Here is a 17,811-nt window from a genome sequence, read left to right as displayed (position 1 = left end):
TTTACGGGTAATTTTGTCTCTGCCGCTACGCTTTCGAGGCAGATAAATTACTACCCGTTAATGCGGGATAAAGTGAAACTTCACTCGGTGGGGACGTTCTTTCCCCGCGGAGTGTTAGTTGAACCAATCGGGCTTTTACGGGTAGTTTTGTCTCTGCCGCTACGCTTTCGAGGCAGATAAATTACTACCCGTTAATGCGGGATAAAGTGAAATTTCACTCGGTGGGGACGTTCTTTCCCCGCGGAGTGTTAGTTGAACCAATCGGGCTTTTACGGGTAGTTTTGTCTCTGCCGCTACGCTTTCGAGGCAGATAAATTACTACCCGTTAATGCGGGATAAAGTGAAATTTCTGAACAAACCTGCATTGCGAATGACAGGAACTACGTTTAAACTGATAGGTGACAAAACTTTTGGGGGTTATCATATGGAGCGAATTACTTGGGATCAATTTTTTATGGCGCAAAGTCATTTACTCGCATTAAGAAGCACATGCAGCCGTCTTGCAGTAGGTGCGACAATTGTACGGGAGAAGCGCATCATTGCCGGCGGATATAATGGATCCATTTCAGGTGACGAACACTGTATCGAAGAAGGTTGCTATGTTGTGGACAACCATTGTGTCCGCACAGTGCATGCCGAAACAAATGCATTACTGCAATGTGCAAAATATGGTACGCCAGCAAATGGTGCGGATCTTTATGTCACACATTTCCCATGCCTGCCATGTACGAAGACAATTATTCAGGCCGGAATTAAAAATGTGTATTATGCAAAAGATTATAAAAATAATAATTATGCAATGGAATTGTTCAAAAAAGCTAACGTCCATGTTGCACATATTCCATTTGATGAAGCAAAAATTGACTTTCTGCAAGATGAAAAGTTCGCACTAACCGCTGAAATGCTCGAAAAACTTCGTGAGTTAGGCGCAAGCCGCGATCAATTGCTCCCATTAGAGGAGAAGATGCATGCTTTATTTGGTAAACTTATTCAGGCATAACTGGATTTTTTACGCCTTGTCGATTTGTATTAGTGCACTTGCTGCATTTGAATCGGGAAGGCTTCTTTTCCTGCTTGCTTTATTGTTATTATTTAGTCATTATAAACGACTGTTAAACATTCATCTGTTGCTTATTTTAATTGTTGGGATTGGGAGTTACAGCTATTTCTCCTATGAGGCAAATAAGCTTTCATTGCCGGTTGAGCTTCCCGCATTGTTGACATGGACCGATGAGTACAATATAAATGGTGTGATGCTGCGAGGATTCATGATTAATGAATCGGGAGAGAAAGTATATGTCACCTATGAATTGAGAAATGAAAAAGAAAAACAGCGCTTTGAGGCACAGCAGCTCGCTGGTACAAGTTTTATTGTAACCGGGAAGCAAGTATCCCCATCAATACCTGCACACCGCTATGGCTTTTCTATGGCCCGCTATATGCAAAGCAGAAATGCAAGAGGAATCATCGAAATTCAACAGCTTCAATATTCCCATCAAAAAAAATCCATTATGCAGCCTATTTTTGAACAGCGCTTTCAGTTAAAGCGCCACATTGTCGAAACTTTCCCGCCGTCGCTTGCAGCAGAGGCGCAAGCTCTATTGATTGGTTTCCAGGAAAATGTCGATGACCAATTAAATCGTGCCTATCAAAAGCTTGGGATTACCCATTTATTCGCGATTTCGGGTTTGCATGTCGCACTTGTCTCATTCCTGTTTTTTCAGTTGTTGCTTCGCTTGAGGATTCGTAGAGAAATCGCTACAATTTTACTGCTTATTTTATTGCCGTTATATGCAGTTTTAGCAGGAGGAGCACCGTCTATCTGGCGTGCGGTCAGCGTCGTGGAATTAATCATGCTTGCGCAGTATTTTCGCTGGAAAATACCGATTGATGATGCACTGTCAATTAGCTTTATTATGTTTGTATTACTGGAGCCTGGTGCAGTTTTTCAAGTCGGCTTTCAGCTATCGTATTTGGCTACTTACAGCTTAGTATATTCCGGCCGTATTTTAGCGCGCTATTCTAATTTTTGGGTACAATCTTTTTATATTACTTTTGTTTGTCAAATCCTCGTTTACCCTTTGTTACTACACCATTTTTATGAAATCAGCCTTTCCTCTTTTATCGCCAATATTTTTTTCGTCCCTCTATTTTCCTTTATTATTTTGCCAATCAATTTATTTGCTCTTGTACTGACTTTTTTGCCATTCCCGCTTGACTCCTTCCTGTTTTATATTTATGAGCCCTTGCGTACAGCGCTGACAAATTTCATTCTTTATATTCAGCAGCCGATTGTTCAAATGTGGAACCCTGGTAAACCTTCAATTATGTGGCTGATCCTTTTATATAGTTCTGTTTTTTTCGCTTTTTATTTGCTCGATCAGCATGCTCCGTTAAAAAAGGTCTTCATTGCTTTAATACTGCCTGCTTTTATATTTCATGTACAGCCACTTTTGCATAGTGATCTAAAAATTGCTTTTGTCAATGTCGGTCAAGGGGACTGCATTGTTATTGAGTTACCACGCAGAAAATCGGTGATCGTTATCGATGCAGGGGGCTTATTACGATTTGAACAGGAAGAATGGAAGGAGCGCAAAACCGTATATGAAGTTGGGCGTCAAGTTGTTGTTCCCTATTTGAAAGGTCGAGGGATGCAAACAATCGACACATTTGTGCTGTCACATGCGGATGCCGATCATGTAGAGGGGGCTGAAGAGGTGTTGCGGGAAATCCTTGTAAAGGAGGTTCATGTGACACCAGGCTCGATCGCTAAGCCGGTTATGAATGATTTTTTGTATGAGCTAGAGAAAACAAATACAAAACTGATCGAGAAAATGGCTGGTCATAAGTGGCAAATCGGACAAACTGCTTTTGAATATTTATGGCCGCTGGAAATTGAATATGAAGGAAATAATGATTCCCTCGTTCTTTTCGTAAAGCATAATGCATTTCGCGCATTGTTTACAGGGGATTTGGAGCAGGAAGGCGAGAAGGAGCTGATTCAGCTTTATGAAGAGAAATTGCGAAATATCGATTTGTTAAAAGGGGGGCATCATGGCAGTAAAACATCTAGCATCGAGGAATTTGTCACAGTAACAAACCCTAAATTTGCCGTGTTTATGGCAGGAGAAAATAACAGATACAATCATCCGCATATTGATGTTGTTAATCGGTTTGAATCGAAAAATATCCCATACGCAACAACTGGATTAGATGGTACGGTAGAAGTCTCCATCTCTGAGAATCAAATATATATAGAAAAATCGAATGCTCTTTTCAGGAAATAAAAAAGTGGGATGATTTCTCATGTTAATAAGAAATCATTCCACTACTAAGGAATTACAGACGTGTAGCTGCTTCTACGATTATTGCAATAATAAACAATACGATGAAGAATCCGCCACCGATGGCGAAACCGTAACCGGCATCTGGGAAGTCATTGCTTTTCATCGCGCGGCCACGACCTTCAAATGGGTTTTCAGCTACATAGTTTGGATCTTGATGTCCTGCCATAAGTATCCCTCCTAATCTTCAATAATTATAGAATATTCTAACTGAAAATGCTATATGAAATGCTAATTATTCCTTTTATTGGTTTAGTATATCGTTGAGATTTTCAATAAATATCCATAAATTAATTGAGAGGAGATAGAAAGGATATTTTTTTGATGGCATATTGAGATAAGAAACTGGACATCCTCAATAACGTAAAAAATGGTATACTTAGAACTACGAAAGTAAAGGAGGTTCCCAGTATGATAACAAAAGTATGGCAAGATTTTAAAAAGGGGAATTTCGCACCGGTTTACTTGCTTGTAGGAGAAGAATCCTATTTTGTAGATGAAACAATTAAGCAGTTGAAGGCGGCTCTTCAAAAAAATGAAGAAGCGGAAATCATGACCTTTGACTTAAATGAACAGCCGATTGATTATGTTATTGATGAAGCGGATACGATTCCGTTTTTTTCGGAACGTAAATTAATAATAGCTAAAAATGCATCATTTTTAAAAGCGACTGAAAAGGGCAAAGAAAAGATTGACCATGATTTAAAGCGCCTTGAAAGCTGGCTGCAACATCCTACTGATACAGCCATTACCATATTTATCGCGCCGTACGAAAAGTTGGATGAGCGTAAAAAAGTAACGAAGCTTATGAAAGAAAAATGTACAGTGCTTATAGCGAAAACACCTCAAAACAACGACTTGAATGTATGGGTAAAAAATGAAGCACAGCAGCATGGGAAAGCAATTACAGATGAAGCAGTCGGTAAGCTTCTTGAAATGGTTGGTCCCAATATGCTCCAGCTTCAGATGGAAATAGAAAAGATGGCCTTGTATTTAGGTGAGGATCATGAAATTACACGTGAACTTGTAGAGGATTTAGTAGCAAAAACGCTTGAGCATGATGCATTTAAAATGCTGAATGCCTATTTGGAGCATAATCAAGAAGAAGCGCTCAAAATATATCATGATCTATTACGACAAAAAGAAGAACCAATCAAACTTGTAGGCCTCTTAGCAAATAATATCCGGACGATGTCTAATATTTTCTATTTGCAAAAAAAGGGGTACCATCAGCAACAGATTGCAAAGCAGCTTAAAATTCATCCATACCGAGTGCAGATTATTTCAGGTCAAAGAAACCGACCATCCGACCAGCGTTTACTGCAAGCACTCTATAGTCTGGCGGAAGTAGACCTCCAGTTGAAAACAACAGGCGGAAATCGTGAGCGTCATCTTGAGCTGTTTTTAATGAAGAAACTATAGAAATTATTATATTCTAGAAAACAACGAAAAAAGCCAACTGTGCGGATGCACAGTTGGCTTTATAAGTTTACAATTAAGCTTTTTTCGCTAAACGAGACTTTTTACGAGAAGCCGCGTTTTTGTGAATAAGACCTTTAGAAGCAGCTTTATCTAATGCTTTAGAAGCAGCAACTACTAATTCTTGTGTGTTTTCAGCACCTGTTGCGATCGCTTGCTCAGCTTTTTTAACTGTAGTACGCATTGCAGATTTTGCTTGTGCGTTAGCAGCGTTAGCTTTTTCGTTAACTTTTACACGTTTGATAGCAGATTTAATGTTTGGCATTTCTTTCACCTCCTAGATTTAGGTACGAGATGAGTATTTTCTCACTTATTCATGTGTCAATACAACAAAAATCATTCTACCAAAGGATTGAAAGAATTGCAATACATAAATGCAAAGAATATTTACTTGACAGTTTGAACAAACTGAATTGTGGAGGTGCATTATGAAAAAAATTGATTGGAATCGAACAGATTTAATTGATGAAACAGCAGAAGTTGTCCAACATCAAACGAAACAACAAAAGGAAACATTGGAACATGAACGTGGCATTCACATGGAAGAATCCCAACAAAATCGTGTCAAAATCACAAAAGTTGAAGTGAATGCTACTGGGGAAGAAAGAATAAGTAAAAAGCAAGGGACGTATATAACGTTGTCGATCCCTACATTAACTTCGGAAGACCGACATGGATTTGAGCAAATGCAGGAATCTTTAATCCATTACCTGCATGATCTGCACAAGGATGTCAAGATTACGGCGGATTCAAAAATTCTAGTGATCGGTTTAGGAAACAAGACGATTACCCCAGATGCGATTGGCCCTTATACAATCGATGCGATGCATAAAAAACAATCGGAACTGGATTCCTCGAAGTTTATTTTGTATGCACCAGGTGTTACAGGGCAGACAGGATTTGAGACGAGCGATTATATTCATGCATTGGCAGAAAAAATTAAACCTGCACTTGTTATTATCGTCGATGCGCTTGCAACAAGCGGAAGTGCCCGCTTATGCCGGACAATCCAACTGACAGATACCGGGATACATCCAGGTGGAGGTGTCGGCAACCATCGCAAGGAAATTTCAAAGGAAATGCTCGGCGTACCGGTAACAGCGATCGGAGTTCCGACAGTTGTGGAAGCACCTATTTTAATAGCCGATGCAATAGATGTAGCATTCAGGTCGATTGCGGCTAAAATACAGGAAAGAGACAAACCTTCAGGCAAGCTCTCAGTTACAAGCTGGACACCTGTAAACGAGGAAGTCGATTTAACGAAAGTTGAGCCGATTTTCGGTCAGTGGGCAACATGGCCGACAGAAGATCGACGACAATTATTTGAAGAAGTATTCAGTACCCATCCGGAGCGGTTGATGGTTACTCCGAAAGAGGTTGACTTCTGGCTAAGTCAATATGCATTTTTACTAGGCGAAGGCTTGTTTAAATGGCTTGAAGAAAAACAAAAAGCCGGTAATTAACCGGCAATTTATTTTCTGAACAATAAAAGCTAGTTATACGTTCTAAGTTTTACTCTTCTCCCATATTGTATTGGAGAAAGGGTGATGTGTTTGCGGAAACTAAAACGCTTCTCATTATTGTTCTTATTTTTATTTTCACTGCCTATCATTATTGGGCAATTCCCTTTTCCAAATAATGAAATGACTACACAAAAAAGTAAAAGTGAACGTCCCCACGTTGTTTATGCGGCGGCAGAGCCAATTGTGACAGTACCTGAAGAACCGAAAATTGATCCATTCAATGTACTGTTGATGTTCACACATTCACACGAATCCTATAAGCCAATCGTCAAAAAAACAAAAGGGATGCAGGCAGTTTATGATGAAGAAATGAATATCTTTTCACTACAAGAAATGATGCAGCATTATCTTGAATTAAACGGTTTAACACCACATATTGTAGATTTTGATGTTATGACCGAAATGAAACAGGTTGATGCAACATTTCACCAAGCGTACAAAGTGGCTCGACCTGTATTGGCACAGTATTTGGAAGAAAACGAATATGAACTTGTAATCGATTTTCACCGGGATTCAGCCCCTAAAAAAGTAACGACACTTACAGCAAATAATGAACAATATGCAAAAATTGCTTTTGTTGTCGGCGCGGAACATCCTGCATATGAAGCGAATTTAGCTTATGCAACAATGCTGAGTGAGCAAGTGAACAGCATTGTGCCTGGCATTTCACGAGGAATTATTAAAAAGTCTGGTACTGGTGTAGATGGTGTTTATAATCAAGATCTTGCAACAAATGTATTGCTGATTGAATTTGGGGGTATCGACAACACCGAAGAAGAACTTCAACGAACGATGGCGGTTTTAGCACAGGCGATTCGGGTTGCTTTCGTTGAATCAGCAGTTTAAGTAATAATTGATTTACAAATAGCAGGCGGGTAGTGTGAGACACGTAGAGCAATTTCAGCACGGCTACTCGCTCAAATATGAAAAACCGTATTTCGCTATAGTTTAGTGCGAAATACGGTTTTCCTATTGTAGGTGAAGGTTCGCTGTTGTCGTTTTACTACAATTCATAGTATAATTTAAAATACGTTATGCCTCTATGTTCCATTACTTAAAATTGGTGGGAGATAGAGGCTGTATTTTAGTAGAAAAGTAAATGGATGAATAACCTACATATGTAGTGACACCAACCCTAAATGGGCTCAGGTGTTTTTTCTAATTAGGAGAGGAATAATACATGAACCGAGAACAACGTTTAAAACGACAAGAGAATATCCGAAATTTCTCGATTATTGCACATATTGACCACGGAAAATCAACTCTTGCGGACCGTTTATTGGAAACGACGCAAACCGTTACACAACGCGAAATGAAATCGCAGCTGCTGGATTCTATGGATCTGGAGCGTGAACGCGGAATTACAATTAAATTAAATGCCGTACAATTGAAATATAATGCTAAAAATGGCGAAATCTATACATTCCATCTGATCGATACACCGGGTCACGTCGATTTCACATATGAAGTATCACGTTCATTAGCGGCATGTGAAGGTGCCATTCTAGTAGTAGATGCTGCACAGGGAATTGAAGCACAAACGCTGGCTAACGTATATTTGGCATTGGACAATGATCTGGAAATCTTACCGGTAATCAACAAAATCGACTTACCTGCTGCAGATCCGGAGCGTGTTCGTGCTGAAGTGGAAGATGTGATTGGGCTGGACGCTTCTGAAGCAGTACTTGCATCAGCAAAAGCAGGAATTGGGATCCAGGATATTTTGGAGCAGATCGTTGAAAAAGTACCTGCCCCACAAGGTGATCCAGATGCCCCATTACAAGCACTGATTTTCGACTCTGTATATGATGCATATAAGGGTGTTATCATTTCAATCCGTATTGTAAATGGTACGGTTAAAGCCGGAGATAAAATTAAAATGATGGCAACAGGTGCAGAATTTGAAGTAATTGAAGTAGGGATTCATACACCGAAATCGGTACCACAAGCTGAATTGACAGTTGGTGATGTAGGGTATTTGACAGCATCAATTAAAAATGTTCAGGACACACGTGTAGGTGATACAGTAACTTTTGCAGGCAGCCATGCTGCGACAGAGCCGCTTCCAGGTTACCGTAAACTAAATCCGATGGTGTATTGCGGTCTTTATCCAATTGACACAGCAAAATACAACGATTTACGTGAAGCACTTGAAAAACTGGAATTAAATGACTCTGCATTACAATATGAGGCAGAAACTTCTCAGGCATTAGGATTCGGTTTCCGATGCGGATTCTTAGGACTATTGCACATGGAAATTATTCAGGAACGTATTGAGCGTGAATTCAACATTGATTTAATCACGACTGCGCCTTCTGTAATTTATGAAGTGACAAAAACGGATGGTTCGGTATTGAAAGTGGATAATCCGTCAATGATGCCGGATCCACAAAAGATTGACCGCATTGAAGAGCCGTACGTAAAAGCGACAATCATGGTACCAAATGATTACGTTGGTGCTGTTATGGAGCTTTGCCAGAAGAAACGCGGTAACTTCTCAGGGATGGATTACATCGATGACACACGTGTGAAAATCGTTTATGAAATGCCTTTAGCTGAAATTGTTTACGATTTCTTTGATTTCTTAAAATCAAATACGAAAGGCTATGCGTCATTCGATTATGAATTAATCGGATACCAGCCTTCTAAGTTAAGCAAAATGGATATTCTGCTAAACGGTGAACAGGTAGATGCATTAAGCTTCATCGTACACAAAGACTTTGCATATGAACGCGGAAAAGTAATCGTTGAAAAATTAAAAGAGCTGATTCCGCGTCAACAATTCGAAGTACCGGTGCAAGCTGCGATCGGTCAAAAAATTATTGCCCGCTCGACAATTAAATCAATGGGTAAAAACGTACTTGCAAAATGTTACGGCGGTGACATTTCACGTAAACGTAAATTACTTGAAAAGCAAAAAGCGGGTAAAAAACGTATGAAGCAAGTAGGTTCAGTTGAGGTTCCTCAGGAAGCATTTATGGCTGTACTTAAAATGGATGATAGTAAATAGTATTTGTAAAAGGCAGATAGAGCAATCTTTCTGCCTTTTATTTTTAGAGGATAGTTTACTGAAATGTTTTTTAAAAATGAGGTGGGAAATATGACCGATATTTTAAATTTTTTGCATTATAAAAATGAAAAACTGGAAAGTGAATTGAATAAATTGTTTGAACGTGCCAATTCGCCTGTAAGCCGGGTAGATGCTCTGCTGGAAAATAAAGCACTGCAACTGGAAGACCACAAGCTGTTTTTGGCGTTTTTAGCATATTTAGCGCAGCAAAACATTGAGGCAAAACGTTTATTTCAAGATGTTCTGCGCTTGCCAAAGCATCAATTTGAATCGGAATATGAAATGAATTGGGCACAGGTAATCAAATTGAGTGTCACATTTTTTACAATTTTACGTGATAATGACCTGAATAGTTACAAACAATTTATCGACTAGCTTGTAACAAACAGCAACAGTTCGCTATAATGATGAAATGAGTAAAGGTAATAAATGATAGGGGGGCAAGTAGTCGATGAATGAAGAACAACGACTAGCTAGTCAGCAGATTAAACAACCTAAGGAAGAAAAAGACTATAGTAAATATTTTGAGAAAGTATTTACGGCTCCTTCACTAAAAGACGCGAAAAAGCGCGGTAAAGAAGAAGTAAAATATCATAAAGATTTTGATATCGAAGAAAAATATTTAGGAATGGGACAGGATCGTAAGTTTTATATTCGAACATACGGCTGTCAAATGAATGAGCATGACACAGAAGTAATGGCTGGTATTTTCATGCAGCTTGGCTATACACCGACTGAAATGATTGAAGAAGCGGATGTTGTTTTACTAAACACGTGCGCCATTCGTGAAAATGCGGAAAATAAAGTATTCGGTGAACTAGGCTTCCTGTTAAAATATAAACGTAAAAATCCGGAAATGCTGATTGGTGTTTGCGGATGTATGTCGCAAGAAGAATCTGTCGTGAACAAAATATTAAAACAGTATCAGCATGTTGATATGGTGTTCGGGACACATAATATCCACCGATTACCGAATATTTTACACGATGCTTATATGTCAAAGGAAATGGTTGTCGAAGTTTGGTCAAAAGAAGGCGATGTCATTGAAAACCTTCCGAAAAAACGTATTGGCTCGATTAAAGCATGGGTGAATATTATGTACGGCTGCGACAAGTTCTGTACATATTGTATCGTTCCGTATACACGAGGCAAGGAACGTTCTCGCCGCCCGGAAGAAATTATTCAGGAAGTGCGTGAATTGGCTGCACAAGGCTATAAAGAAATTATGCTTTTAGGCCAAAATGTCAATGCGTACGGCAAAGACTTTGATGATATTGAATACCGACTAGGTGATTTAATGGATGAGCTCCGTAAAATCGATATTCCGCGTATTCGCTTTACGACAAGTCATCCGCGCGACTTTGATGATCATTTAATCGAAGTATTGGCAAAAGGCGGTAATCTTGTTGACCATATCCACTTACCGGTCCAGTCCGGTTCAAACGAAATATTAAAAATTATGGCCCGTAAATACACACGTGAGCATTTCCTGCAATTAGTCGATAAAATTAAAGCGGCAATTCCGGGTGTAACATTAACAACAGATATCATTGTAGGCTATCCGAATGAAACGGAAGAGCAATTCCAGGAAACGCTTGATTTATATCGTCAAGTCGGCTTTGATATGGCGTTCACGTATATTTACTCGCCTCGTGAAGGAACACCGGCTGCAAAAATGGTCGATAATGTAACAGAGGAAGAAAAGAAAGACCGTCTGCACCGTTTAAATGCGGTTGTCTCTGAGTATTCTGCAAAAGCGCTCAAAGGTTTGGAAGGTCAAACAGTTGAAGTTTTAGTTGAAGGCAGCAGTAAAAGACGCGATGATGTGTTAGCTGGCTATACGCGCAAAAACCGTCTTGTTAACTTTAAGGCAGATCCAAAATTTATTGGTAAGCTTGTAAATGTAAAAATTTTAGAAGCAAAATCTTACTCTTTAATGGGTGAGTTTGTAGAAGAAGTGACAAAAGAGGGGGAGTTCGTAAAATGACAACAAAATTGTATACAAAAGATGAGATTGTAGAAAAAGCAAAAGAAATTGCCCATATGATTGCGAATACTGAAGAAGTAGAATTTTTCAAAAAAGCGGAAGAACAAATTAATGAAAATCAATTTGTCCGCGAAAAGATCGCTTCTTTAAAAGCATTGCAAAAGCAGGCGGTTAACTTTCAGCACTTAGGGAAAGAAAAAGCGCTTAATATGATTGAAGGTAAAATTACGGGAATTGAAACTGAAATCGATGAATTACCAGTCGTTCAACAATTTAAGCAATCACAGACAGAAGTAAATGAACTGTTACAATTAGTATCAAATGCCATTGCGAATAATGTTACAGATGAAGTTATTGCTTCTACAGGCGGCGATGTACTAAAAGGCGAAACAGGATCAAAAGTACGTAATAGTACACCAGGCTCATGTTCTTAAAATAATTATTAAAGATATCCCACGTGGATATCTTTTTTTATGTAGAGTTAATATTCTAAAAGTTTAGCAATATGTGACAATAAATATGTCGATATTCCTACTGTTTTTTGTTATGATTTAAGTTAGTTAGAACTATATAGGAAGGACTTTACTAATGAACGAATTTGATAATCTAAGTGTAAGTGATGAAGGATTGTACGATTGGTTATGTCAGATGGCTCGGCAGATTGATTTGGCAGTAGCAATTATTAACCCGAATAAAGGGTATACAATTGAATTTGTAAACCAGATCTTTACGCAAACAACAGGGTACAGGGAAGATGATGTGCTCGGGTCAACACTTTCTTTACTACAGGGACCTCTTACTGACATGTTAAATGAGAATTCGATTCAGGAAAGTATTGAAAATGGACTGACATTTAAAACATCATCCTTTCATTACCGGAAAGATGGGTATGCATTTTGGAACGAAGTCAGGCATTTACCAATGTTTAATCAGCAAGGGATACTCCAATATTGTGTGATCATAATGAAAGATGTAACGGACTCCATGAACATAGAGTCGTTGATTGAGCTGGAACGTGAAGTCTACTTTAGTCTGGAAACAGGGCATCCACTTGAAAATGTATTACGTAATATTTGCAAATCGGTTGAAATAACTTTCGGAAAGAAATGCCATTGTTCCATCGTCCTTGTTGATGAAAATGACCGGATGATTAATATTTACGGTGAAATGTGGAAAGATTTGAAGGAGCTCGATGAGAAAGTTTTATTAATGGATATGAAAGACAAAAGGAAAATAAATAAACCGCTCATTTTGAAAGACTTAGAGCAATCGATTTATCATGAAGCATATAGACCGATTATCGATAAATACCGTATAGTTTCAATGTGGAGTCAGCCAATTTTAAATTCAGAAGAAAAAACGATCGGTTTATTTACAATGTACTTTGAACAACGGGCAGAACCAAAAACGATTGAAATAAAATTCATGAACCGAATCGCACCGATTGTTACACTCGCATTAAAATATTTTGACCAAAAAAGTGCGATTCACCGTCTTGCTTTTTGTGATGTTGCATCCGGATTAAATAATTATGAACGCTTTAAAATCATTTTAAATGATTTTACTGCAAATCAGTCGATGGGGCATTTATATATTATTGAACCGGGAGAATATCAAAATATTATTGATTTGTATGATCGGCAAGGCGGGGATGAAGTGCTGCGTCAGCTAGCAAATCGAATACAGAACATCCCATCATTCGCAGACTCGATCATTGCGAGGTATACCCATTCAGCGATTATTGTAGCGACACGTTTATCATTACGGGAAATGAAGATTCCACCCATTGTAGCTGAACAGTTTTTATCAGAGCCATATTATATTGATGGAAAAGAAGTATACTTAACATTAAAAATAGGAACTTCATCTTTTAGTTCCCGTATTAATTACATAGAAGCAGTCCGCCAGGCGGATATTGCGTTATCAAGTGCCCTTAAAGTTACGGGCACTGTTATTAAAAATTTTAATATGAGTTTAATTGAATCTGTAGAACAAGAAATGAATGTACTGGCCCATTTTGCCCGCGGTCTAAAAAATAGTGAATTTTTTCCGATGCTCCAGCCGAAAGTGAACTTGATGACAGGGGAAATTGAAAGTTTTGAAGCTTTGGCACGTTGGAATTCGACGGATTTAGGTGTTGTCTCACCGACGTTATTTATTCCGGTTGCAGAAAATACCGGTAATATTTATAAAGTAGACCTCGAAATTTTCAAGAAGGTGCTCCTATGGCAAAAACAGCGACACGATGCGGGATTGAAATTGTATCAAGTATCGATCAATATTTCACCGAGCCATTTTTATAATCCGGCATTTGTAGAAAGTTCCATTGCCCTTATAGAAAGCTATAAAATAGATCCGAAATTTATAAAATTTGAAATAACCGAAAGTGTCGAACTGGAAAATGTCATAAGAGCAAAAAAAATAATCGACGAGTTGCAACAGCTGGGGATTGAAACATCGATTGATGACTTTGGTGTTGGTTATTCATCACTCAGCTATTTGCAGGAACTGCCATTTAAAGAAATCAAAATTGATAAAAGTTTTGTCGATAATTTAGCGAATCCACGGATGAATGCCGTTATTAAAACCATTATTCAGCTTTCGGATAACTTGAACATGGTATCTGTAGCAGAAGGAATCGAAACAGAAGAACAGCATCTTGAGCTAAAGCGATTAGGCTGTCAGGTTGGGCAAGGATACTATTATTATAAACCAATGTTAATTGAACAAATTAATGAACTATTAGATCAGCAGTTAAAAACTTCATTCAGCAAATGAAGCTCTCAGTAAAATAAAGATGGGCTAAATAAGACAGCACTATGTAGGCCTTATCCCGCTTCCTGACATAACTGCACCGAGGTATAATTGAATGAAGCAATAGCAAAAGCGCTACTACAACAAAGGTTTGTAGTAGTTTTTTTTTCTAAAAACTCATTTCACCCTTTAGGCACCTGTCGCATACAATAAGTCGAGTTAGTTGAAGAAAGGAGAGATGTTCGGTGAAGCGTTTACGTCAAATTGTGACGAAAGCAGTTATTGCAAAAGGGAAGAAGCGTACCGAATGTGTAGAAACGCTCTGTCCACCGAATGCGCCAACGAGCATATTAGGTTGTTGGGTAATTAACCATCAATACCAGGCGAAACGTAACGGTAAATTTGTTGAGGTGACAGGGAAATTCGAGGTGAATGTTTGGTACGCATATAACAATCATTCAAAAACGGCAGTGCATACAGAGACAATTTCCTATAAGGACCGTGTCAAACTGTCATTCCGTGATGGAGATGAAGTCGATTCAAATGATGTAAAAGTCCGTGTATTACAAGCGCCGAATTGTATTGAGGCAGTGATTACTAAGCAAGGCGACAAAATCCAAGTAACGGTCGAGCGTGAATTTTTAGTGGAGATAATTGGGGAAACGACAGTTGTGATTAATGTACACCCACTGGATTATGAAGATGAATGGTCATATGAAGAAAGTTCACAGCAGCCATCCAGCACTTCTTCATCATCATCCTCGTCATCCTCGTCATCGTCTTCATCGTCCGACTCGGGCGGAAAAGATTATGGCAAAGATTATGACTCCTCATCATTTTCGTAAAAACGTCTATTTTTTAACAGCAAATTTAAAGTCGTAAAAAACTGCAAAAGTCTATCGTAAACAGAGGGGAATTGTTTGAAGATTACTTTCAGACAATTCCTTTTCTTTTCGTTTGCAAGGCAAAATGCGAGTCAAATGGTATAATACTTGTACAAGTTTTAGCAAGTGAGGGAAATAAACATGACTACATATACACCGATGATGCAACAATATTTACTCGTAAAACAAGATTACAAGGATGCTTTTTTATTTTACCGTTTAGGCGATTTTTATGAACTGTTTTTTGATGATGCCATTAAAGCGTCACAGCTTCTGGAAATTACACTAACAGCGCGCTCAGGCAATACCGATAATCCGATTCCGATGTGTGGGGTACCGCATCACTCTGCACAAGGCTATATCGAAACACTTGTCTCAAAAGGTTTTAAAGTGGCGGTATGCGAACAGACGGAAGACCCAAAGCATGCAAAAGGTGTTGTGAAACGTGAAGTAGTACAAGTAATTACTCCAGGTACGATTACAGAGGGGAAAGCACTTGACGGGAAATCCAATCATTTCATTGCAGCAGCTGAAAGTAATGAAAATGATGAAATGGTGTTTGCCTATTTGGACGTATCGACAGGCGAAGCCAATTGTTCTGTTATTGAAGGAAGTGCAAAACAATTAATTCAGCAAGTACAAGCATATGCAATAAAAGAATTGATCGTAAACGAGCAGCTGCAGTTACTGCTTGCAGATTATGCGGAAGCAGGTGGTATTGTTCTGTCGCTTGAAACAGAAGAAATGGATCCGGTAAAAGCAAATCAGTATGTCGCTCATTTGCCGGTTCAGCTACAAGGCGTGACAAAGCGATTATTACAATATGTGGAACGTACACAAATGCGTTCGTTATCACATATTCAGCCGTTTACCTATACTGAGGCACATAACTTCCTTCGCATCGATACGAATTCCAAACGTAATTTAGAGTTGATTCAATCGATACGCGGAGGTGATTCTAAAGGTACATTGCTGTGGCTTTTGGATGAAACGGTAACGGCGATGGGAGGCCGAAAACTGAAACAGTGGATGCACCAGCCGCTTGCAAAGAAAAATGCAATTGAAGCACGCCAGGCGATTGTTACAGAATTGCTGGAAGATTTCTTTTTGCGGGATGAATTGACGTCATTGCTGAAAAATGTATATGATCTAGAGCGTTTAGCAGGGCGAGTTGCATTTGGTTCTGTTGGGGGACGTGATCTGGCACAGCTGCGTGAATCATTACGCCAAGTACCGATGATTCAGCAAAAGCTTGTAAACAGCGGATTGGAAAAATGTACAGCACTAGGACAAAAGCTGGACGTATGCGCAGATATTGAACAATTGCTGGCAGAGGCGATTACCGATCAACCGCCAATTTCAATCAAAGAAGGCGATGTAATTCGCGATGGCTACAATGCACAGCTCGATGAATATCGTGATGCCTCCCGAAACGGGAAAGACTGGATTGCCCAGCTTGAGCAAAAAGAACGTGAACTGACAGGAATTAAAAATTTAAAAATAGGCTATAACCGTGTATTCGGCTATTATATCGAAATTACAAAATCCCATTTGAATAATACAGACCTGGCACGCTTTGAACGAAAACAAACTTTGGCGAATGCCGAGCGTTTTATTACAGAAGAATTAAAAGAAAAAGAAGCACTAATTTTGAATGCCGAAGAGCAGAGTCTTGCGCTGGAATATGATTTATTTGTAGCATTGCGTGAACAGTTAAAAGGGTATATTCCCCGTGTACAGGCATTGGCTGCCCAAATTAGTGAGCTTGATGTACTGATGAGCTTTGCGATGGTAACGGACAAATACCGTTTTACAAAGCCGGTATTCCATGACGGACGTGCTTTGAAAATTATTGAAGGAAGACATCCGGTTGTCGAGAAAATGCTCAATAAGCAAAGTTATGTACCGAATGATTGTGTGCTGACAAATGATAAAAATATGATGCTGATCACTGGTCCGAACATGTCGGGTAAAAGTACGTATATGCGCCAAGTAGCACTCATTGTCGTCTTGGCACAAATGGGTTGCTATGTACCGGCTGATGAAGCAATACTTCCGATTACTGATCAGATTTTCACGCGTATCGGTGCAGCAGATGACTTAGCGGCAGGCCAATCGACATTTATGGTAGAAATGCTTGAATCACAGCATGCCATTACACATGCCACTAAAAACAGTCTGCTGCTGTTTGATGAAATCGGACGCGGTACATCAACATATGACGGGATGAGTCTGGCACAGGCGATGATGGAATATATTCATGATGAAATCGGGGCAAACACATTATTTTCTACCCACTATCATGAACTGACGGATTTGGAAAATGAGCTTTCACGTCTGCAAAATGTTCATGTCAGTGCAACCGAGCAAGATGGCCGGGTTGTATTTTTGCATAAAGTGAAAAAAGGTGCCGCAGATAAAAGTTATGGTGTCCATGTGGCGGAGCTGGCAGAAATGCCTGAAACGATTTTACAACGTGCTCGCGTATTACTGGAGCAATTTGAGGCTGCGAATGAAGAAAAGCCGCAAGCGATCAATTATAAACAAGAACCACCTCAAAATCCGCAAATGCCGGAACAGGTGACGGAGAACGACCAGCAGCTTTCATTGTTTACAATAGAGGAAGAATCAGCAATCGCACCGGAACAACAAGAAGTGCTTGATGCATTGGCAAAGCTGAATGTGATGGGCACAACACCGATGCAGGCAATGACATTACTATATGAACTGCAGCAAAAATTACTAGGCAATCAATAAAGGAGGGAACGGC

General features: G+C 39.2%; 14 protein-coding genes. 12 read left to right on the top strand and 2 right to left on the bottom strand.

What is annotated here, in order from left to right:
• Positions 1 to 424: 424 nt before the first annotated feature.
• The gene (locus tag MKY07_RS12570; RefSeq protein WP_008407617.1) at positions 425 to 1,000 is read left to right on the top strand and encodes a ComE operon protein 2; all 576 of its coding nucleotides are present in this window, start codon (positions 425 to 427) and stop codon (positions 998 to 1,000) included.
• On the top strand, positions 969 to 3,287 hold the full coding sequence (locus MKY07_RS12565; RefSeq protein WP_339262469.1) for a DNA internalization-related competence protein ComEC/Rec2: 2,319 nt from the start codon (positions 969 to 971) through the stop codon (positions 3,285 to 3,287). Before MKY07_RS12570 ends, MKY07_RS12565 begins: the two co-directional genes overlap by 32 nt.
• Before the next feature lie 52 nt (positions 3,288 to 3,339).
• On the opposite strand, the gene MKY07_RS12560 is transcribed toward MKY07_RS12565, so the two are convergent.
• Complete coding sequence (locus tag MKY07_RS12560) at positions 3,340 to 3,513, bottom strand: YqzM family protein (protein ID WP_008407615.1); 174 nt, start codon at positions 3,511 to 3,513, stop codon at positions 3,340 to 3,342.
• Positions 3,514 to 3,755: 242 nt separating this feature from the next.
• Here MKY07_RS12560 and holA point away from each other — a divergent pair, with 242 nt between their 5' ends.
• Complete coding sequence (gene holA, locus MKY07_RS12555) at positions 3,756 to 4,766, top strand: DNA polymerase III subunit delta (protein WP_339262466.1); 1,011 nt, start codon at positions 3,756 to 3,758, stop codon at positions 4,764 to 4,766.
• 73 nt (positions 4,767 to 4,839) lie between these two features.
• On the opposite strand, the gene rpsT is transcribed toward holA, so the two are convergent.
• On the bottom strand, positions 4,840 to 5,088 hold the full coding sequence (gene rpsT, locus MKY07_RS12550; protein WP_008407613.1) for a 30S ribosomal protein S20: 249 nt from the start codon (positions 5,086 to 5,088) through the stop codon (positions 4,840 to 4,842).
• A 163-nt stretch (positions 5,089 to 5,251) separates the two neighbouring features.
• On the opposite strand from rpsT, the gene gpr reads away from it, so the two are divergent.
• The 9 genes from gpr (at position 5,252) to mutS (ending at position 17,798) form a co-directional block, all read left to right on the top strand.
• Entirely contained in the window at positions 5,252 to 6,286 is a 1,035-nt protein-coding gene (gene gpr, locus MKY07_RS12545) for a GPR endopeptidase (protein WP_339262463.1), read from the top strand.
• Between the two features lie 84 nt (positions 6,287 to 6,370).
• Complete coding sequence (spoIIP, locus tag MKY07_RS12540; protein ID WP_087615989.1) at positions 6,371 to 7,192, top strand: stage II sporulation protein P; 822 nt, start codon at positions 6,371 to 6,373, stop codon at positions 7,190 to 7,192.
• Between the two features lie 334 nt (positions 7,193 to 7,526).
• Complete coding sequence (gene lepA, locus MKY07_RS12535) at positions 7,527 to 9,356, top strand: translation elongation factor 4 (RefSeq protein WP_008407610.1); 1,830 nt, start codon at positions 7,527 to 7,529, stop codon at positions 9,354 to 9,356.
• A 90-nt stretch (positions 9,357 to 9,446) separates the two neighbouring features.
• Positions 9,447 to 9,791 (top strand): hypothetical protein, encoded by a 345-nt coding sequence (locus tag MKY07_RS12530; RefSeq protein ID WP_014823377.1) that lies wholly within the window; start codon positions 9,447 to 9,449, stop codon positions 9,789 to 9,791.
• Positions 9,792 to 9,867: 76 nt separating this feature from the next.
• Positions 9,868 to 11,403, top strand: a complete 1,536-nt coding sequence (miaB, locus tag MKY07_RS12525) for a tRNA (N6-isopentenyl adenosine(37)-C2)-methylthiotransferase MiaB (protein WP_008407608.1) — start codon at positions 9,868 to 9,870, stop codon at positions 11,401 to 11,403.
• On the top strand, positions 11,400 to 11,837 hold the full coding sequence (locus tag MKY07_RS12520; protein WP_008407607.1) for a RicAFT regulatory complex protein RicA family protein: 438 nt from the start codon (positions 11,400 to 11,402) through the stop codon (positions 11,835 to 11,837). The genes miaB and MKY07_RS12520 overlap by 4 nt, the downstream gene beginning before the upstream one ends.
• 154 nt (positions 11,838 to 11,991) lie before the next feature.
• Complete coding sequence (locus tag MKY07_RS12515; RefSeq protein WP_339262457.1) at positions 11,992 to 14,181, top strand: EAL domain-containing protein; 2,190 nt, start codon at positions 11,992 to 11,994, stop codon at positions 14,179 to 14,181.
• A 221-nt stretch (positions 14,182 to 14,402) separates the two neighbouring features.
• The gene (gene cotE / locus MKY07_RS12510; protein ID WP_008407603.1) at positions 14,403 to 15,002 is read left to right on the top strand and encodes an outer spore coat protein CotE; all 600 of its coding nucleotides are present in this window, start codon (positions 14,403 to 14,405) and stop codon (positions 15,000 to 15,002) included.
• A 180-nt stretch (positions 15,003 to 15,182) separates the two neighbouring features.
• Positions 15,183 to 17,798 (top strand): DNA mismatch repair protein MutS, encoded by a 2,616-nt coding sequence (mutS, locus tag MKY07_RS12505; RefSeq protein ID WP_065215636.1) that lies wholly within the window; start codon positions 15,183 to 15,185, stop codon positions 17,796 to 17,798.
• Positions 17,799 to 17,811 lie beyond the last annotated feature (13 nt).

The sequence above is a fragment of the Solibacillus sp. FSL W7-1472 genome (assembly GCF_037969775.1).
Lineage (GTDB): Bacteria > Bacillota > Bacilli > Bacillales_A > Planococcaceae > Solibacillus > Solibacillus silvestris.
The sequence above is the reverse complement of the archived record's forward strand: the minus strand, read 5'-3'. Positions and strand labels throughout refer to the sequence as shown.